General features: G+C 62.6%; 13 protein-coding genes, 1 tRNA gene and 1 riboswitch. Of the genes, 4 read left to right on the forward strand and 10 right to left on the reverse strand.

Annotation, left to right across the window (positions count from 1 at the left end):
* From SOX55_RS09220 to SOX55_RS09225, 3 genes are all read left to right on the forward strand, one after another.
* Positions 1 to 296 (forward strand): hypothetical protein (locus SOX55_RS09220; RefSeq protein ID WP_325287153.1); only part of this gene is annotated, 296 nt, incomplete at its 5' end.
* A gap of 25 nt (positions 297 to 321) precedes the next feature.
* Positions 322 to 552: a helix-turn-helix domain-containing protein gene (locus SOX55_RS11110; RefSeq protein ID WP_442873620.1), complete on the forward strand. Its 231-nt coding sequence runs from the start codon at positions 322 to 324 to the stop codon at positions 550 to 552.
* A gap of 52 nt (positions 553 to 604) precedes the next feature.
* The gene (locus SOX55_RS09225) at positions 605 to 1,738 is read left to right on the forward strand and encodes a tyrosine-type recombinase/integrase (protein WP_325287154.1); all 1,134 of its coding nucleotides are present in this window, start codon (positions 605 to 607) and stop codon (positions 1,736 to 1,738) included.
* Positions 1,739 to 1,897: 159 nt separating this feature from the next.
* Here the strand turns inward: SOX55_RS09225 and SOX55_RS09230 are convergent.
* Together SOX55_RS09230 and thiC are read right to left on the reverse strand one after the other, a co-directional pair.
* Positions 1,898 to 1,974 (reverse strand) — tRNA-Arg (locus tag SOX55_RS09230).
* A gap of 204 nt (positions 1,975 to 2,178) precedes the next feature.
* The gene (gene thiC, locus SOX55_RS09235) at positions 2,179 to 3,429 is read right to left on the reverse strand and encodes a phosphomethylpyrimidine synthase ThiC (RefSeq protein ID WP_325287155.1); all 1,251 of its coding nucleotides are present in this window, start codon (positions 3,427 to 3,429) and stop codon (positions 2,179 to 2,181) included.
* A gap of 343 nt (positions 3,430 to 3,772) precedes the next feature.
* Positions 3,773 to 3,880, reverse strand: a riboswitch (TPP riboswitch).
* 150 nt (positions 3,881 to 4,030) lie between these two features.
* Here thiC and SOX55_RS09240 point away from each other — a divergent pair.
* A complete protein-coding gene (locus SOX55_RS09240; protein WP_325287156.1) occupies positions 4,031 to 4,636 on the forward strand; it encodes a hypothetical protein in 606 nt (201 codons plus the stop codon).
* A 116-nt stretch (positions 4,637 to 4,752) separates the two neighbouring features.
* Here SOX55_RS09240 and carB read toward each other — a convergent pair whose 3' ends face one another.
* The 8 genes from carB to SOX55_RS09280 all read right to left on the reverse strand — a co-directional run bounded on the left by carB (position 4,753) and on the right by SOX55_RS09280 (position 18,264).
* Positions 4,753 to 7,932 carry a carbamoyl-phosphate synthase large subunit gene (gene carB / locus SOX55_RS09245; protein WP_325287157.1) on the reverse strand — a complete coding sequence of 1,060 codons (3,180 nt, stop codon included), beginning with the start codon at positions 7,930 to 7,932 and terminating at the stop codon, positions 4,753 to 4,755.
* Complete coding sequence (gene carA / locus SOX55_RS09250) at positions 7,925 to 9,019, reverse strand: glutamine-hydrolyzing carbamoyl-phosphate synthase small subunit (protein WP_325287158.1); 1,095 nt, start codon at positions 9,017 to 9,019, stop codon at positions 7,925 to 7,927. Before carA ends, carB begins: the two co-directional genes overlap by 8 nt.
* A 6-nt stretch (positions 9,020 to 9,025) precedes the next feature.
* A complete protein-coding gene (locus SOX55_RS09255; RefSeq protein WP_325287159.1) occupies positions 9,026 to 10,639 on the reverse strand; it encodes a CTP synthase in 1,614 nt (537 codons plus the stop codon).
* A 21-nt stretch (positions 10,640 to 10,660) separates the two neighbouring features.
* Entirely contained in the window at positions 10,661 to 12,187 is a 1,527-nt protein-coding gene (guaA, locus tag SOX55_RS09260; RefSeq protein WP_325287160.1) for a glutamine-hydrolyzing GMP synthase, read from the reverse strand.
* A 21-nt stretch (positions 12,188 to 12,208) separates the two neighbouring features.
* Complete coding sequence (gene purF, locus SOX55_RS09265) at positions 12,209 to 13,669, reverse strand: amidophosphoribosyltransferase (protein WP_325287161.1); 1,461 nt, start codon at positions 13,667 to 13,669, stop codon at positions 12,209 to 12,211.
* A complete protein-coding gene (purC, locus tag SOX55_RS09270; RefSeq protein ID WP_325287162.1) occupies positions 13,662 to 14,378 on the reverse strand; it encodes a phosphoribosylaminoimidazolesuccinocarboxamide synthase in 717 nt (238 codons plus the stop codon). Before purC ends, purF begins: the two co-directional genes overlap by 8 nt.
* A gap of 49 nt (positions 14,379 to 14,427) precedes the next feature.
* Positions 14,428 to 16,011: an asparagine synthase B gene (asnB, locus tag SOX55_RS09275; protein WP_325287163.1), complete on the reverse strand. Its 1,584-nt coding sequence runs from the start codon at positions 16,009 to 16,011 to the stop codon at positions 14,428 to 14,430.
* A gap of 156 nt (positions 16,012 to 16,167) precedes the next feature.
* Positions 16,168 to 18,264, reverse strand: a complete 2,097-nt coding sequence (locus SOX55_RS09280) for a glutamine synthetase III family protein (protein ID WP_325287164.1) — start codon at positions 18,262 to 18,264, stop codon at positions 16,168 to 16,170.
* Positions 18,265 to 18,496 lie beyond the last annotated feature (232 nt).

Genomic DNA, 18,496 nt, shown 5'->3' on the forward strand with positions numbered 1-18,496 from the left:
CTGCTATTCACGAGACGATTGCGGCTCTGCTGGAGGACCCCGACTTTGAATCCGCCATGATCACCTTAGAAAGAGCACGCGATTTTGCAGTTACGGACGGCGAGTCATGGAAGATAAAAAAGCGAATCGATGATATCTTACGCGGCGGTGTCAGTATCAGCACAAACGGAGAATTCGTCATATCAGGAGAAAAGACTGCGAGACTCCTCAGAGACACGATCCGGCGCCACCTCGATGCAGCAGTCGAAACAGTAATAAACAAAAGCACCGCCCCGGCAGAAGAGCCGAAGCGGTGAAAATAGAAAGGAAGGTAATGCCACTGTGGAAAACGTAAAAAACGCCGAAACCTACTATACCGTAAAAGAAGCTGCTGAAATCCTGAAAATCCATCGGGCTACCGTGTATCAACTTGTGAGGACTGGGCGTCTGAGAGCCGTACACCTTGGGCGGGCAATCCGAATACCCGAAAGCTCCTTTGATGCTCTCCTGTCCCCCGCGCCTTCACCGGCACCCGCAAAACCGACTCGCCGTATTATCACCAAGATCGTTTAATCCCCCTGCATCCTTATGTGCGCTTTGGGCGGTGCTGCATAAGGAGGACGCGATGAAAAACACACTATACACAGCAACTGTAAGGTTGCCTGACGGAACACGCAAATGGGTACGCGCCAAAACGAAGGAGGAACTGGAGCAGAAGAAGGCAGAACTGCTCGTTCAAATCGGAGCCGGTCTGGATGTGCTGGATGACTCCACATTCGGTCAGTTCGCGGCGATATGGCTGAACACCTATAAGCGACCCTATCTGCGGGAGAAGTCACTCCAGGCCATCGAGAACGCCTTGAACAACCATATCCTCCCATACCTGGATGCAGTTCCTTTGAAGAAGGTAACGCCGATACAGGTCCAACTCATCACGGCCGCGCTGTCCGGCAAAAGCAAGTCGCTGAACAATCAGGTCATCCAGACTCTGCGGAACGTCTTTGATGCAGCTGTGGATAACAATCTCCTGCTGAAGTCCCCGGTCCCGAACAGTCTCCGTGTCGGCGGTATCCCCGCAAAAGAAAAAACGGCCCTGACTCCTGAGCAGAGCCAGCGCCTCCTCGATGCCGTGAATGGGACGAGAGCATATCTGTTTTGCCTGATCGCCTTGCAGACGGGAATGCGTCGCGGCGAAATCTGCGGCCTGATGTGGTCGGACATCGACTTCCAGAACCGGATCATCCATGTGCGGCATAACGCGATCTTGAAGGACGGGGTAACCACAGTGAGTGAGAACCTGAAAACCGCTTGCGCTGAACGTGACCTCCCGATACCGGACCTGCTATACTCTACACTGAGAGACGTCTACAGGAGCACGAAGAGCGTCTATGTCGTTCCAGGAACAAAGGGAGCGCCGATGACCAAGAGCAGCTTCAAACGGATGATGGACATCATCGACAGCAGGACCGCCACCTCGGCGGATGAACTTGGCACCACGGTACGGAATACCAAGATTGTGCGGACCCTCGACTTCCCGGTTACCGCTCATCAGCTCCGGCACACCTATATCACCCGCCTGTTTGAGAGCGGTCTGGACATCAAGGAGATCCAGTACCTCGCCGGTCATTCCACTGTGGACATGACGCTCCGGGTGTACACGCATTACCAAAAGGAGAGCAGACAGGCAGAAACCGCGAAGAGGGTCACAGCGGCCTTCGGAACCGGTGTCACAGAGGTGCAACAACGGCAGAAAGCATGACATTCTGAACACGAACGGCAAAAAAAGAGCGAACACCTTGTGCCGCAATGGTTTAGCGGAGCCTCTGGATTCTGTTGCACCTGTTGCACCTACTCGCTGTTTGGACAGCATCCGCAAAAAACAAAAACCCCTCAAAGCCTTGCGGCTCTAAGGGATTTTTGGTACGCCGTGAGGGATTCGAACCCCCGGCCTTCTGGTCCGTAGCCAGACGCTCTATCCAGCTGAGCTAACGGCGCATACTGTCATGTCTCTCAGACAGCTTAGTTATAATAGCACGTCTTCCCGGAAATTGCAACCCCTTTTTTCAATTTTTTTGATTTTTTTACAGGCCGCCGGAGACGGGCCGGACGGCTCCGGCGCCGTCCGGCCTGTTCCCGGGAAATTGGTCACAGAATGTCGATGTACTCGCCGTTGAGGGCCTTGTTCATGCTCCGGACGGCTCAGAATTTGCCGCACATGGAGCAGCTGTCCTCCTGCTCCGGCTTCCGGTCGGCCCGGATGCTGCGGGCGGTCTCCGGGTCGATGGCGCACTCCCACTGCTTCTCCCAGTCGAAGGTGCGGCGGGCGTCGGCCATGGCGTCGTCCAGGTCCCGGGCGTGGGGCACCTTCTTGGCGATGTCCGCCGCGTGGGCGGCGATGCGGGAGGCGATGATGCCCTGCTTCACATCGTCCACATTGGGCAGGGCCAGGTGCTCCGCCGGGGTCACGTAGCACAAAAAGGCCGCGCCGGAGGCCGCCGCCACGGCGCCGCCGATGGCGGAGGTGATGTGGTCATAGCCGGGGGCAATGTCGGTGACGATGGGGCCCAGCACGTAGAAAGGCGCGCCCATGCAGATGCTCTGCTGCATCTTCATATTGGCCTCGATCTGGTCCAGGGGCACGTGGCCGGGGCCCTCCACCATCACCTGCACGTCCCTGGCCCAGGCCCGCTTCGTCAGCTCGCCCAGCCGCACCAGCTCCTCGATCTGGCACACGTCGCTGGCGTCCGCCAGGCAGCCGGGCCGGCAGGCGTCGCCCAGGGAGATGGTCACGTCATACTCCCGGCAGATGTCCAGAATTTCGTCAAAGTACTGGTAGAAGGGGTTCTCCTCCCCCGTCATGCTCATCCAGGCGAACACCAGGGAGCCGCCCCGGGAGACGATGTTCATCTTCCGCTTGTGGGTTTTGATCTGGTCGATGGTCTTGCGGGTGATGCCGCAGTGGAGGGTCACGAAGTCCACGCCGTCCTCCGCGTGGAGGCGGACCACGTCGATGAAGTCCCTGGCGGTGAGGGTGGCCAGGTCCCGCTGGTAGTGGATGACGCTGTCATACACCGGCACGGTGCCGATCATGGCGGGGCACTCGCTGGTGAGTTTCCGGCGGAAGGGCTGGGTGTTGCCGTGGGAGGACAGGTCCATAATGGCCTCGGCGCCCATGTCCACGGCGGCCATCACCTTCTGCATTTCAATGTCGTAGTCCTTGCAGTCCCGGGAGACGCCCAGGTTCACGTTGATCTTGGTGCGCAGCATGGAGCCGACGCCGTTGGGGTCCAGGCAGGTGTGGAGCCGGTTGGCGCAGATGGCCACCTGGCCCTTGGCCACCAGCTCCCGGATCTCCTCCGGGGTGCGGTACTCCTTTTTGGCCACGGCCTCCATCTCCGGGGTAATGATGCCGCGGCGGGCGGCATCCATCTGGGTGGTGTAATTTCTCATGTCCGTTCGTTCCTTTCTGTTTTTTTCGGATGGCTCCCGCTTCAGGGAGCGGCGGGTGTGTCTGCCGCGGTCAGCGCGGTGCCGGCTGGGCCCATAGGCGCCCTGTTCAGACAGGGGCCACGGATTCCCGTCATGGCCATCACCCTTGGATGGACACGAGTACCGGCGCCTTCGCCGCGGCCTGCGCGGGCGATGAATAATGCTGTCATGTGGTTGTCTCCTTTCCGGTGTTTCAGCATTATTTTTTGCGAGACGGCAGAGAGTGGTGCCCCCGGTCTGCCGCCGGAGAGCCGAAGCCCTCCCCAATCCAAAAACAGGAGACACCCGGTCCGGGTGTCTCCTGTAAAAAATCTGTCTGACTTCCTACGGCGGCATTATCCGCATCAGGTGTAAGGGTCGAAGCCGTCCGCTTCCTCTCAGCCTGTCTGTCCAAGCTCCCCTGTGTTTGATTGTCAAGGGTATGATACTCCCGGGCGGCGGAAATTGCAAGGGGCGGCAGAAAACTTTTTCCCGCAAAAGCGGCAATTTTCCCGTGAGGCTTGTCAATCCGGCGGTTTTATGGTAAGTTATCCTTGATAATATAGAGAAAGCGGTGGAGCGCATGGACAATCACACCTTCAAAAGCGTCGCCTTCGGCGGCTTTGACAAGCAGGACGTGGCGGCTTATATTGAGAAAATTTCCCAGGAGTATACCGCGCAGGTACAGGAGCTGGAGCGGAGCCGGGCCGCGCTGCAGGAGGACAGCGACACCCTGCGCCGGCAGCTGGAGACCCTGCGGCAGAAGGCGGCGGATCAGGAGCAGCAGATCGCCGGCCTCACCGCCCAGGTCAGTCAGCTCACCGCCCGGGCCGCGGAACTGGAGAACGCCGACAGCCGGGCCGCGGAGCTGGCCGCCCAGGTGGAGTCCCTGCGGCCTGACGCCGAGTCCTACCGCCAGTTCCGGGACCGCGTCGGCGACATTGAGTGCGACGCCCGCCGCCGGGCCGCAGAGCTGGAGAACACCACCAAGTCCCAGCTGCGCCGGTCCGCCGCCGAGTTCCGGGAGCAGTACCGGCTGCTGACCGCCGCCTTTGACACCACCTCCGCCCACGTCAACGAGGAGCTGCGGAAGATTGAGGTGAACCTGACCCAGCTGCCCCGGGCGCTGGACCAGATCGGCGTGCGCCTGCAGGAGCTGGAGGGCGTGCTGAAGGACGGGGAAAAATAAGGAAACCGGCAGCGCAGCAGACAAAAGCGAACCATTGAACACAGCGAGGGCCGCGGGATTCTTCCCGCGGCCCTCGTTTTCTTTGTTTACGGCTCCTCCGCGCCTGTCAGGCAGCCTCAGGAGTCGATGGTGGAGATGCCGATGGTCAACTCCTCCAGCACGTCCAGCAGCACTCGCACGGTGTCCAGAGAGGTGAAAATGGTCACCCGGTTCTCATTGGCACAGCGGCGGATGGCCACGCCGTCCTCATAGTGGACGCCGGACAGGATGGCCCGGGTATTGATGACGTAGCTGACGTAGCCGGCCCGGATGGCGTCCAGAATCTCCGTGCTGCCCTCGCTGAGCTTCCGGCGGACCCGGGTACGGATGCCGTGGGCCTTCAGGAAGTCGGCGGTGCCGATGGTGGCCTCGATGTTGAAGCCCATATCGTAGAACCGCCGCACCAGCGGCAGCGCCTCCTCCTTGTCCTCGTCCGCCAGGGTCACCACCACGGTGCCGTAGTTCTGGAGGGTGATGCCGGAGGCGATGAGGGCCTTGTACATGGCCCGGTGGAGCTTGTCGTCGTAGCCGATGGCCTCGCCGGTGGACTTCATCTCCGGGGAGAGGTAGGAGTCCATGCCCCGCAGCTTGGAGAAGGAGAAGGCCGGGGCCTTCACGTACCAGCGCTTCTTCTCCGGCGGGCACAGCACGGTGATGCCCTGCTCTTTCAGGCTCTTGCCCAGAATCACCAGGGTGGCGATGTCCGCCAGGGAGTAGCCGGTGGCCTTGGACAGGAAGGGCACCGTCCGGGAGGAGCGGGGATTCACCTCGATGATGTAGACGTTTTCATCCTTGTCCACAATGAACTGGATGTTGTACAGGCCCACAATGCCGATGCCCAGACCCAGCTTTTTGGCGTAGTCCAGAATGGTGGCTTTCACCTTGTCGGAGATGCTGAAGGCGGGATAGACGCTCATGGAGTCGCCGGAGTGAACGCCGGTGCGCTCCACCAGCTCCATGATGCCCGGCACAAACACGTCGGTGCCGTCGCAGATGGCGTCCACCTCCACTTCCTTGCCGCAGATGTACTTGTCCACCAGCACGGGCTTGTCCTCGTCGATCTCCACGGCGGTTTTCAGGTAGTGGCGCAGGTGCTCCTCCTTGGCCACGATCTGCATGGCCCGGCCGCCCAGCACGAAGCTGGGACGCACCAGCACGGGGTAGCCGATCTCCTCCGCCGCCGCCACGCCGGCCTCAATGCTGGTGACGGCACGGCCCTTGGGCTGGGGGATGCCCAGCTCGATGAGCAGCTTTTCAAAGGCGTCCCGGTTTTCCGCCCGCTCAATGGCCTGGCAGCCGGTGCCGATGAGCCGCACGCCCCGGTCCTCCAGGGGCTGGGCCAGGTTCACGGCGGTCTGGCCGCCCAGGGAGGCGATGACGCCCTCCGGCTGCTCCAGCCAGAGGATGTTCATTACGTCCTCCACGCACAGCGGCTCGAAATACAGCTTGTCGGAGGTGGTGTAGTCGGTGGAGACGGTCTCCGGGTTGTTGTTGATGATAATGGCCTCGAAGCCGGCGGCCCGGATGGTCTTGACGGCGTGGACGGTGGAGTAGTCGAACTCCACGCCCTGGCCGATGCGGATGGGGCCGGAGCCCAGCACCACGATCTTCCGCTTGTCGGACACCCTGGACTCGTTCTCCTCCTCGTAGGTGGAGTAGAAGTAGGGCACGTAGCTCTCAAACTCCGACGCGCAGGTGTCGATCATCTTGTACACAGGGAAGATCTTCTCCCGCTTGCGCAGCTCGAACACGTCCAGCTCCTTCACCTGCCAGCAGTCCGCCACGGCCCGGTCGGAGAAGCCCATCTTCTTGGCCTGATACAGCGCCTCCGCGTCCATGGGGGCGTCCTTCAGCTTCTGCTCCTCCGCCACAATGTTCTGCAGCTTGCGGATGAAGAAGGGGTCAATTTTCGTTCTGGCGGCCAGCTGCTCCTCCGGCACGCCCCGGCGCAGCAGCTCCGCCATGGCGTAGATGCGGTCATCTGTGCCGATGGCGATGTAGTCCAGCAGCTTCCCGGTGTCCTCGCCGTCGAACTTGGGCATGTGCAGGTGGTACACGCCGATCTCCAGGGAGCGGATGGCCTTCAGCAGGCTCTCCTCCACCGTCCGGCCCACGCTCATCACCTCGCCGGTGGCCTTCATCTGGGTACCCAGGGCGTTGCTGGCGTCGGTGAACTTGTCGAAGGGGAACCGGGGCATCTTGGTGACCACGTAGTCCAGCGCCGGCTCGAAGGAGGCGGGGGTGTTGGCCAGGGGGATTTCGTCCAGGGTCATGCCCACGCTGATCTTGGCGGACACCCGGGCGATGGGATAGCCGCTGGCCTTGGAGGCCAGGGCGGAGGAACGGGACACCCGGGGGTTCACCTCAATGAGGTAGTACTGGAAGGACTTGGGGTCCAGGGCGAACTGGACGTTGCAGCCGCCCTCAATTTTCAGCTCCCGGATGATTTTCAGGGCGCTGTCCCGCAGCATGTGGTATTCCTTGTTGGTGAGGGTCTGGGAGGGGCACACCACAATGGAGTCGCCGGTGTGGATGCCCACAGGGTCCAGGTTCTCCATATTGCAGATGGTGATGGCGGTGTCATTGGCGTCCCGCATCACCTCGTACTCAATCTCCTTGTAGCCCTTGATGCTCTTTTCCACCAGCACCTGGTGGACGGGAGACAGCGCCAGGCCGTTTTTCATCAGCTCCAGCAGCTCCTCCTCGTTGTCGGCGAAGCCGCCGCCGGTGCCGCCCAGGGTGAAGGCGGGGCGCAGCACCACGGGGTAGCCGATCTCCTCCGCCGCGGCCACGCCCTCTTCCAGGGTGTTGGCGATGATGGAGGGCAGCACCGGCTCGCCAAGGCTCTCGCACAGCTCCTTGAACAGCTCCCGGTCCTCTGCCCGCTCGATGCTGCGGCTGTCGGTACCCAGCAGCTCCACCTGGCACTCCCGAAGCACGCCCTTTTTCTCCAGCTGCATGGCCAGGTTCAGGCCCGTCTGGCCGCCGATGCCCGGCAGGATGGCGTCGGGCCGCTCCCGGCGGATGATCTTGGCGATGTATTCCAGGTTCAGAGGCTCCATGTACACTTTATCGGCGATGGAGGTGTCGGTCATGATGGTGGCGGGGTTGGAGTTGCAGAGGATGACCTCGTAGCCCTCCTCCTTCAGCGCAAGACACGCCTGGGTGCCGGCATAGTCGAACTCCGCCGCCTGACCGATGACGATGGGGCCGGAGCCGATGACCAAAATCTTTTTCAGGTCCGTTCTCTTAGGCATGCTTGTTCTCCTCCATCAACGCGAGAAATCGGTCAAACAGATGGCCGCTGTCCTGGGGGCCGGGGGCACTCTCCGGGTGGTACTGCACGCTGAAGATCTTGTCCGCCGCGCAGGCCAGGCCCTCCACCGTGCCGTCCAGCACATTCAGATGGGTGACGGTGAGGGGGGTTCCCTTCAGGCTCTCCAGCTCCACGGCGTAGGAGTGGTTCTGGGAGGTGATCTCAATCTTCCCGGTGGTCAGGTCCCGCACGGGGTGGTTGCCGCCCCGGTGGCCGAATTTCAGCTTGTAGGTCCGGGCGCCGTAGGACAGGGCGATGATCTGGTGGCCCAGGCAGATGCCGAAGATGGGAACCCTGCCCCGCAGCTGGCGCACCAGGTCAATCACCGGCGTCACGTCGGTGGGGTCGCCGGGACCGTTGGAGATGAACAGGCCGTCGGGAGCCATGTCCAGCACCTCCGCCGCCGTAATGTCACAGGGCACCACGGTGACGTCGATGCCCCGGCGGTTCATGGAGCGGACGATGTTCTCCTTCATGCCGCAGTCCACCGCCACCACCCGGTACCTGGGGTCCGCGGCCTTGGACTTGCGGATGGCCTTGGAGGTGACCCGGAACACCGCGTCATGGGGCACCGGAGTCTCCTGAATCCGCTGCAGGCCCTCCTCCAGGGGCACGTCCGCCGGCACGATGATGCCCCGGCGGCTGCCCAGGTCCCGGATGGACCGGGTCAGCTTCCGGGTGTCCACCCCGGAGATGCCGGGGATGCCGTATTCCTCCATCACCTGGCCCAGGGTCCGGTCCGCCCGGAAATTGGAGGGCAGATCGTTGTACTCCCGGACAATGAGGCCGCCGATGGTGGGGGTGGCCGTCTCGTAGTCATCGTCGGCCATGCCGTAGTTGCCGATGAGAGGATAGGTCATGACCACCGCCTGATCAGTGTAGGAGGGGTCCGACAAAATCTCCTGATAGCCCACCATGGAGGTGTTGAACACCACCTCCACTACCCGGCTGATGTTGGCGCCGAAGCCATAGCCCCGGTACTCCGTACCATCCTCCAGAATGAGCTTTCTGTCGAATTGCTTTTCCATGGGAATTTATCCGTTCTCCTTTCCCGCCTGCTCCAGCGCGGCGGAGATGAAGCCCCCGAACAGAGGATGGGGGCGGTTGGGGCGGCTCTTGAACTCCGGGTGGAACTGCACGCCCACAAAGAAGGGCTGGTCCGTCAGTTCCACCGTCTCCACCAGGTTGCCGTCGGGGGACAGGCCGCTGAGGGTCAGTCCCGCGTCGGTGAGCCGCTGGCGGTAGTCGTTATTGAACTCGTAGCGGTGGCGGTGGCGCTCGTGAATCAGCTCCGCGCCGTAGCACCGCTCCATGGTGGTGCCGCTCTGGATGCAGCAGGGATAGCTGCCCAGCCGCAGCGTGCCGCCCTTGTCGATGTCATCGCTCTGGCCGGGCATGAAGTCGATGACCTTGTGGGGGCAGTCGGCGTCAAACTCGCCGGAGTTGGCCTCCGGAAGGCCCGCCATATGCCGGGCGTACTCGATGACGGCGATCTGCATGCCCAGACAGATGCCGAAGTAGGGGATGTTCTTCTCCCGGGCGTACCGGGCCGCCAGAATCATGCCCTCGATGCCGCGGCTGCCGAAGCCGCCGGGGACGATGATGCCGTCCAGGCCCGCCAGGCCCTCGTTCACCGTCTCCTCCGTCAGCGTCTCGGAGTCAATCCAGCGGATGTTCACCACCGCGCTGCGGGCGTAGCCGGCGTGGCGCAGGGCCTCCGCCACGGAGAGGTAGGCGTCGTGCAACTGGACGTACTTGCCCACAAGGCCGATCTCCACCTTGCACTTGCGGTTTTCGATGCGCTCCACCATCTGCTTCCACTCCGTCAGGTCCGGCTCCGGGGTGCTGAGGCCCAGCTCCCGGCACACCACGCCGGAGAAGCCGGAGCGCTCCAGCATCAGCGGCGCCTCGTACAGGTTGCCCAGGGTGATGTTCTCAATGACGCAGTCGGGCTTCACGTTGCAGAACAGGGAGATCTTGCTGAAAATGGAATCCTCCAGCGGCTCGTCGCACCGCAGGACGATGATGTTGGGGTTGATGCCCATGCCCTGCAGCTCCTTGACGGAGTGCTGGGTGGGCTTGGACTTGTGCTCGTCGGAGCCCCGCAGGAAGGGCACCAGGGTCACGTGGATGAACAGGCTGTTCTCCCGGCCCACCTCCAGCGACACCTGACGCACCGCCTCCAGGAAGGGCTGGGACTCAATGTCGCCGATGGTGCCGCCGATTTCGGTGATGACCACGTCGGCCTCCGTCTGCTTGGCCACCCGGTAGACGAAATCCTTGATCTCGTTGGTGACATGGGGGATCACCTGCACCGTGGAGCCCAGGTACTCGCCCCGGCGCTCCTTGTTCAGCACATTCCAGTAGACCTTGCCGGTGGTCAGGTTGGAATAGCGGTTCAGGTCCTCATCGATGAACCGCTCATAGTGGCCCAGGTCCAGGTCCGTCTCGGCGCCGTCCTCGGTGACGTACACCTCGCCGTGCTGGTAGGGGCTCATGGTGCCGGGGTCCACATTGATATAGGGGTCCAGCTTCTGGGCCGCCACCTTCAGTCCCCGGGCCTTCAGCAGCCGGCCCAGGGAGGCGGCGGTAATGCCCTTGCCCAGGCCGGACACCACGCCGCCGGTGACGAAAATATATTTGGTCATGGCTTGTGTCCTCCCCTTGCGTTATTCCCACTCCACCGTGGCGGGGGGTTTGCTGGTGACGTCGTAAACCACCCGGGTGATGCCCTTCACCTCGTTGGTGATGCGGCTGCTGGCCCGGGCCAGCACCTCATAGGGCAGGCGGGTCCAGTCGGCGGTCATGAAATCGTCGGTGGTCACCGCCCGCAGCACCACGGTGCAGCCGTAGGTCCGGGCGTCGCCCATGACGCCCACGCTGCGGCTGTCGGTGAGGACGGCGAAGTACTGGCTGGTGGTCCGGTCCAGACCGGCGGCGGCCATCTCCTCCCGGAAAATGGCGTCCGCCTCCCGCAGGATGTCCAGCTTTTCGGCGGTGATGTCCCCCAGCACGCGGATGGCAAGGCCGGGGCCGGGGAAGGGCTGGCGCCACACCAGGTCGGCGGGGATGCCCAGCTCCAGGCCGGCGGCGCGGACCTCGTCCTTGAACAGCGTCCGCAGCGGCTCGATGATCTCGTCAAAGTCCACCACGGAGGGCAGGCCGCCCACGTTGTGGTGGCTCTTGATGACGGAGGCGTCGCCGGCGCCGGACTCGATGACGTCGGGATAGATGGTGCCCTGCACCAGGTAGTTGACCTTGCCGATCTTCCGGGCCTCCTCCTCAAAGACGCGGATGAACTCCTCGCCGATGATCTTCCGCTTCCGCTCCGGCTCCGTCACGCCGGAGAGCTTGTCCAGGAAGCGCTGCTGGGCGTTGACCCGGATGATCTCCATGTCGAAGCGCTCCCGGAAGGTGCGCTCCACCATGTCGCCCTCGTCCTTGCGCAGCAGGCCGTGGTCCACGAACACACAGGTCAGGTTCTTCCCCACCGCCTTGTGCAGCAGCACCGCCGCCACGGAGGAGTCCACGCCGCCGGACAGGGCGCACAGCACCTTCTTGCCCGTCAGCTGCTCCCGGTACTTTGCGATGGAGTTGGCCACGAAGTCCTCCATGTTCCAGTCGCCGGCGCAGCCGCAGACGTTGAACAGGAAGTTGCGCAGAATCTGCTTGCCGTACTCCGTGTGGGTGACCTCCGGGTGGAACTGGACGCCGTAGAGCTTCCGCTCCGCGTCGCACATGGCGGCGCAGGGGCAGCTGTCGGTGCGGCCCACCACGGTGAAGCCCGCCGGAGCGGTGCGCACATAGTCGGTGTGGCTCATCCAGCAGACGCTCTCTTCGGGGAGTCCCTCAAACAGAGCACAAGCGTCAGCGCGGAAAGTGACCTTTCCGTACTCGCTGACGCTGCCGGCGGAACAGATTTCGCCGCCGGCCATCCAGGCCATCAGCTGATGGCCGTAGCAGATGCCCAGCACGGGCACCCCTTGGTTCAGAATTGCCGGGTCATAATGGGGAGATTTCTCGTCATAGACGCTGTTGGGGCCGCCGGTGAAAATGACGCCGGCGTAATCCCGGATCTCCTCCAGCGGAACCTTGCTGAAAGGCCGTACCTCGGCGTATACGTGATTTTCCCGGACACGGCGGGCGATCAGTTGGTTATACTGGCCGCCGAAATCCAGCACAAGAATCTTTTCCATGATTCTCCTCCTCAATTGGTCTCAGCCGCGGCTGGCGCGGTGGATCTTCTGTTCAAACCGGTCCTTCTCTCCGCTGTTGGGAATGGACGTGGGATACTCCCCGCCGAAGCAGGCGGTGCAGAAGCCCGTGTCCTCCCCCGTCAGGCGCACCAGGTGCTCCACGCTCAGATAGCCCAGGGAGTCCACGCCGATGATGTCCGCGATCTCCTGCACCGTGTGGTGGTTGGCGATCAGGTTCTCGGCGCTGTCAATGTCCGTGCCGTAGAAGCAGGGGGCCACGAAGGGCGGCGCGCTGACCCGCATGTGGATCTCTCTGGCGCCGGCCCGGCGCAGCATGTCGATGGTCCGGCGGCAGGTGGTGCCCCGGACGATGGAGTCATCGATGAGGACCACCCGCTTCCCCTCCACCACCGGGCGGATGGGGTTGAGCTTAATGTCCACGCCGGTCTCCCGCTGGCCCTGGGTGGGGGCGATGAAGGTGCGGCCGATATACTTGTTCTTGGTGAAGCCGATGGCGTAGGGGATGCCGGAGGCCCGGGCATAGCCCAGGGCGGCGTCCAGACCGGAGTCGGGCACGCCCACCACCACATCCGCTTCCACCGGATGCTCCTCCGCCAGAAACTCTCCCGCTCTCTGCCGGGCCAGGCTGACGCTGGCGCCCTCGATGACGGAGTCCGGACGGGAGAAGTAGATATACTCAAACACGCAGAACCGGCGGGGGGCAGTGTTGCAGCGGCGCTTGTCGCTGCGCATGCCGTTTTCGTCCACAATGACGATCTCGCCGGGCAGCACGTCCCGCTCAAAGGCGGCGCCCACCGCGTCCAGCGCGCAGGACTCGGAGGCAAACACAATGCTGCCGTCGCCGCGGCGTCCGATGCACAGGGGCCGGAAGCCGTTGGGGTCCCGGGCGGCGATGAGCTTGGTGGGAGAGGAGATCACCAGGGAGTAGGCGCCCTCGATGCGGTCCATGGCGGCGGCCACCGCCTCCTCAATGGAGCCGCAGCGCAGCCGCTCCTGCACAATGATATAGGCGATGACCTCGGAGTCGGTGGTGGTGTGGAACACGGAGCCCTGTTCCTCCAGCATGTCCCGCAGCTGAAAGGCGTTGGTGAGGTTGCCGTTGTGGGCCAGGGCCATGCGGCCCTTGTGGTGGTTGATCACCAGAGGCTGCAGGTTCCGCTTGTGGTCGGAGCCGGTGGTGGCGTAGCGCACGTGGCCCACCACAATGTTGCCCTCCCCCAAAGTGTTCAGCCGGTCGGTGTCAAACACCTCGTTCACCAGTCCCACTTCCCGGTAAGCGGAGAACAGGCCGTCATCATTCACCACGATGCCGGCGCTCTCCTGCCCCCGGTGCTGCAGGGCATACAGGCCGTAATAGGCCAGGGCGGCCACATCCGTCCGCTCCGGAGCGTACACGCCGAACACGCCGCATTCCTCGTGAATGTGGCGGTCTGCGGAGAGATTCGCCGGGCCGTTACGCATCGTGCTCGGTGAGCCGCTTCATGATCTCGGTATAGGCGTCCTCCACGCCGCCCAGATCCCGGCGGAAACGGTCCTTGTCCAGCTTTTCGCCGGTCTTGGTATCCCACAGGCGGCAGGTATCGGGGCTGATCTCGTCGGCCAGCACGATGGTGCCGTCGGACAGGCGGCCGAACTCCAGCTTGAAGTCCACCAGGGTGACGCCGCACTCCGCCCAGAAGGCCTTCAGGAACTCGTCCACCCGGAAGGCGTAGTCGGTGATGGTGTCGATCTCGGCCTGGGTGGCCAGCTTCAGGGCCAGGGCGTGATAGGTGTTGAGCAGGGGATCGCCCAGCTCGTCGTTCTTGTAGGAGAACTCAATGGTGGGCCGGTCAAACACCACGCCCTCCACCACGCCGTAGCGCTTGGAGAAGGAGCCGGCGGCGATGTTCCGGATAATGACCTCCAGGGGAACGATGGAAACCTTCTTCACCAGAGTCTCCCGCTCGCTCAGTTCCTTCACAAAATGGGTGGGGATGCCGGCCTTCTCCAGCTTCTGCATCAGCCGGTTGCTCATCTGGTTGTTGATGACGCCCTTGCCGCGGATGGTGCCCTTTTTCAGGCCGTTGAACGCCGTGGCGTCATCCTTGTAGTCCACGATCAGCAGTTCCGGATCGTCCGTCGCGTAAACCTTCTTCGCTTTTCCCTCGTAGAGTTGTTCCAGCTTTTCCATGATGATAACCTCCAATTTTTCTATTTGCCGCTGATTGATTGACGGCGATTTATTTGCCGCTGTCGCCGTAGTTGGAAAGCACACGGGCACTGGGGTCATCGACGTCGCAGCCCTCCCACTCCTTGTTGGGCATCCAGAAGCCTGCGATCATCTGGGCCTGGCCGGGGTAATACTTCTCAAAGATCTCCCGGTACAGCAGGGATTCTTTGGTGAAAGGCTGCGCGTAGTCATACTTCGCCTTCTTCGCCTCGAATTCGGCATTAGTATAATACTGTTCGGCGTAATCTTTCAAGTCATCCACCAAAGAATGTCCCACCGCGTCGGAAAATGCCGCCTTCTCACGCCACAGAATGCCGTCCGGCAGATAGCCCAGACCCTCGAAGGCGTGGCGCAGCAGATACTTACCCTTGTTGTAGCGGTTCATCTTCATCTCCGGGTCCACGGACATGACATACTGCACGAAATCCAGGTCGCCGAAGGGCACCCGGGCCTCCAGGGAGTTGACGGAGATGCAGCGGTCCGCCCGCAGCACATCGTACATGTGCAGCTCCCGGATGCGCTTCACCGCCTCCTTCTGGAACTCGGCGGCGGAGGGGGCGAAGTCGGTGTACTTGTAGCCGAACAGCTCGTCGGAGATCTCGCCGGTCAGCAGCACCCGGATGTCCGTGGTCTCATGAATGGCCTTACACACCAGATACATGCCCATGCTGGCCCGGATGGTGGTGATGTCGAAGGTGCCCAGCAGGGCCACCACCGTCTCCAGGGCGTCAATCACGTCCTGCCGGGTGATGATGACCTCCGTATGGTCGCTGCCGATGAACTCGGCGGCCTCCTTGGCGTACTTCAAGTCGATGGCGTCCTCGCTCATGCCGATGGCGAAGGTGCGGATGGGCTTGTCGGACTTCTTCTGGGCGATGGCGCACACCAGGGAGGAGTCCAGGCCGCCGCTGAGCAGGAAGCCCACCTTGGCGTCGGCCACCAGACGCTTTTCCACGCCGGCAATCAGCTTTTCCCGGATGTTGCGGCACACGGTCTCCAGGTCGTCATGGCACACCTGGTCCACGGCGGCGATGTCCCGGTAGCAGATGAACTTGCCGTCTTTATAATAGTGGCCCGGCGGGAAGGGCATCACCCGGCCGCAGATGCCCACCAGGTTCTTGGGCTCGCTGGCGAACACGATGGCGCCGGCCTTGTCATAGCCGTAGTACAGGGGCCGGATGCCGATGGGGTCCCGGGCAGCAAGAAACTCCCCACTCTCTCCGTCAAAGAGAATGAGGGCGTATTCCGCATCCAGCATTCTGAACATTTCCACGCCGTACTCCCGGTACAGCGGCAGCAGGATCTCGCAGTCGGAGTCGCTCTGGAAGGTGTAGCCTTTGGCCCGCAGGTCCCGGCGCAGCGCCTCAAAGCCGTAGATCTCGCCGTTGCAGACCACATAGTCCTTACCCAGTTGGAAGGGCTGCATTCCCTCGGGATGCAGGCCCATGATGGCCAGACGGTGGAAGCCCAGCAGACCCATGCCGGTGTCCACAACGCGGCTGTCGTCAGGCCCCCGGGACACGGTTTGGTCGAAGCCCGCCAGGAACGCCTGTTGGTCCGCGGCGGTGGAGCAATATCCCATAATGGAACACATAACTGTTTCCTCCTTATTCTCTCTTTCCGAAAAGCGCTCCCCTTCCGGAACCGCTCCGCGGTCCGGAAGCGAAGGCGCCGAATATACCGTTCAATACGTCCTCCGCCGCCGGAGGGCGGCAGGGAACGTATTGAAGGAATGCTATCAATTGCAGTGTTACCGGACGCCGAACAGCAGCTCGCCGTAGGTGGGGAAGGGCCAGTAGGACTCGGCGGTGACGGTCTCAGCCTCGTCGCAGACCTCACGCAGCTCCCGCATCTTGGGCAGGATCTCGTCCCGGATGCCGGCGGCCTCGCCGGTGATGTCGCTGACGGCGGACAGCTTCACCATGGCCAGCTCCAGGGCGTCGGTGCGGGCGTCGATCTGCTCCACCAGGGCGGACAGACGGCTGATGACCTTCTGCTCGTAGCTGCTGGACAGGGCGGGGTCCACGGCCTTCTTGGCAGCGGCGGTGGAAGCCACGGCGGTCAGGTAGGACTCCACGGCGGGCAGAATCTCCTTGCGGGCCATGTCCACCATGGTCAGGGCCTCGATGCGGACGGTCTTGCAGTAGTTCTCCAGCTGAATCTCATAGCGGGAACGCAGCTCCACCTCGCTGAACACCTTGTGGGCGGTGAGCATATCCACGTTCTTCTTCTCCATCAGAACGCCCAGGGCGTCGGGAGTGGTCTTCAGGTTCAGCAGGCCCCGCTGCTCGGTGGCCTCCTTGATCCAGGCATCGTCATAGCCATTGCCGTTGAAGATGATGCGCTTGTGGGCGATGATGGTCTCCCGCAGCAGGGCGTGGAGTTCGGCGTCAAAGTCGGCGGCGCCCTCCAGGCGGTCGGCGAACTGGCGCAGGGACTCGGCCACGGCGCTGTTGAGCATGATGTTGGCGCAGGCGATGGAGTCGCTGGAGCCCACCATGCGGAACTCGAACTTGTTGCCGGTGAAGGCGAAGGGGGAGGTGCGGTTGCGGTCGGTGGTGTCCCGGAAGAAGCGGGGCAGGGCGTCCACGCCCAGCTTCATCTTCCTCTTCTCGGTGCCGTTGTAGGGGGCGTCCGTCTCGATGGCGTCCAGCACGGCGGAGATCTCGTCGCCCAGGAACATGGAGATGACGGCGGGAGGAGCCTCGTTGGCGCCCAGACGGTGATCGTTGCCGGCGGTGGCCACGCTCAGCCGCAGCAGGCCCTGATAGTCATCCACAGCCTGAATGACCGCGGTAAGGAACACCAGGAACTGGGCGTTTTCATAGGGGGTCTCGCCGGGGGACAGCAGGTTCACGCCGGTGTCGGTGGCGATGGACCAGTTGTTGTGCTTGCCGGAGCCGTTGACGCCGGCGAAGGGCTTCTCATGCAGCAGGCACACCAGGCCGTGCTTGGAGGCCACCTTCTGCATGATCTCCATGGTCAGCTGGTTGTGGTCGGTGGCGATGTTGGCGGTGGTGTAGATGGGAGCCAGCTCATGCTGGGCGGGGGCCACCTCGTTGTGCTCGGTCTTGGCCAGAATGCCCAGCTTCCACAGCTCGTCGTTCAGGTCCTCCATGAAGGCGGCCACCCGGGGCTTGATGGAGCCGAAGTAATGGTCGTCCAGCTCCTGGCCCTTGGGGGGCTTGGCGCCGAAGAGGGTGCGGCCGGTGTAGATCAGGTCCTTGCGCTTGTCATACATGGCCCGGTCCACCAGGAAGTACTCCTGCTCGGGGCCGACGCTGGCGGTGACCCGGCGGACATCCTCGTTGCCGAACAGTTTCAGAACCCGCAGGGCCTGCCGGTTCAGGGCCTCCATGGACCGCAGCAGGGGGGTCTTCTTGTCCAGCGCCTCGCCGCCGTAGGAGCAGAAGGCGGTGGGGATGCACAGCGTCTTGCCCTTGATGAAGGCGTAGCTGGTGGGGTCCCAGGCGGTGTAGCCGCGGGCCTCAAAGGTGGCGCGCAGGCCGCCGGAGGGGAAGGAGGAGGCGTCGGGTTCGCCCTTGATCAGCTCCTTGCCGGAGAACTCCATAATGACCCGGCCGTCGGGAGAGGGGGTGATAAAGCTGTCATGCTTCTCCGCGGTGACGCCGGTGAGGGGCTGGAACCAGTGGGTGAAGTGGGTGGCGCCCTTTTCCACCGCCCAGTCCCGCATGGCAGCCGCCACGGCGTTGGCCACGGACAGGTCCAGCTTCTTGCCGGTCTCCATGGTTTCCTTCAGGGAAAAATAGACATTGGCGGACAGTCTCGCCTTCATTACGCGGTCGTCAAACACCAAGCTGCCAAAATACTCAGGAACGTTCGTCATTTTTTCTTCACCCTTTCAAAATTATAAACCTCCATGCCCCCGGACCCGGCCGCCGCAGCGGCAGCGGACCCGGCACATGAATTTTTCCATTTCACTTCCGCCCGCCCCGCGGAGACGGGAAAAGATGACCGGAGATTTTACCGTGGTTTTCACGGTAAAAAAAGAGACACTGATGCCCACAGGGTTTTCCCCTGAGACATCAATGTCTCTCAACTGCGCATACTATACCGCG

This window comes from Dysosmobacter sp. (assembly GCF_034093755.1).
GTDB lineage: Bacteria > Bacillota > Clostridia > Oscillospirales > Oscillospiraceae > Oscillibacter.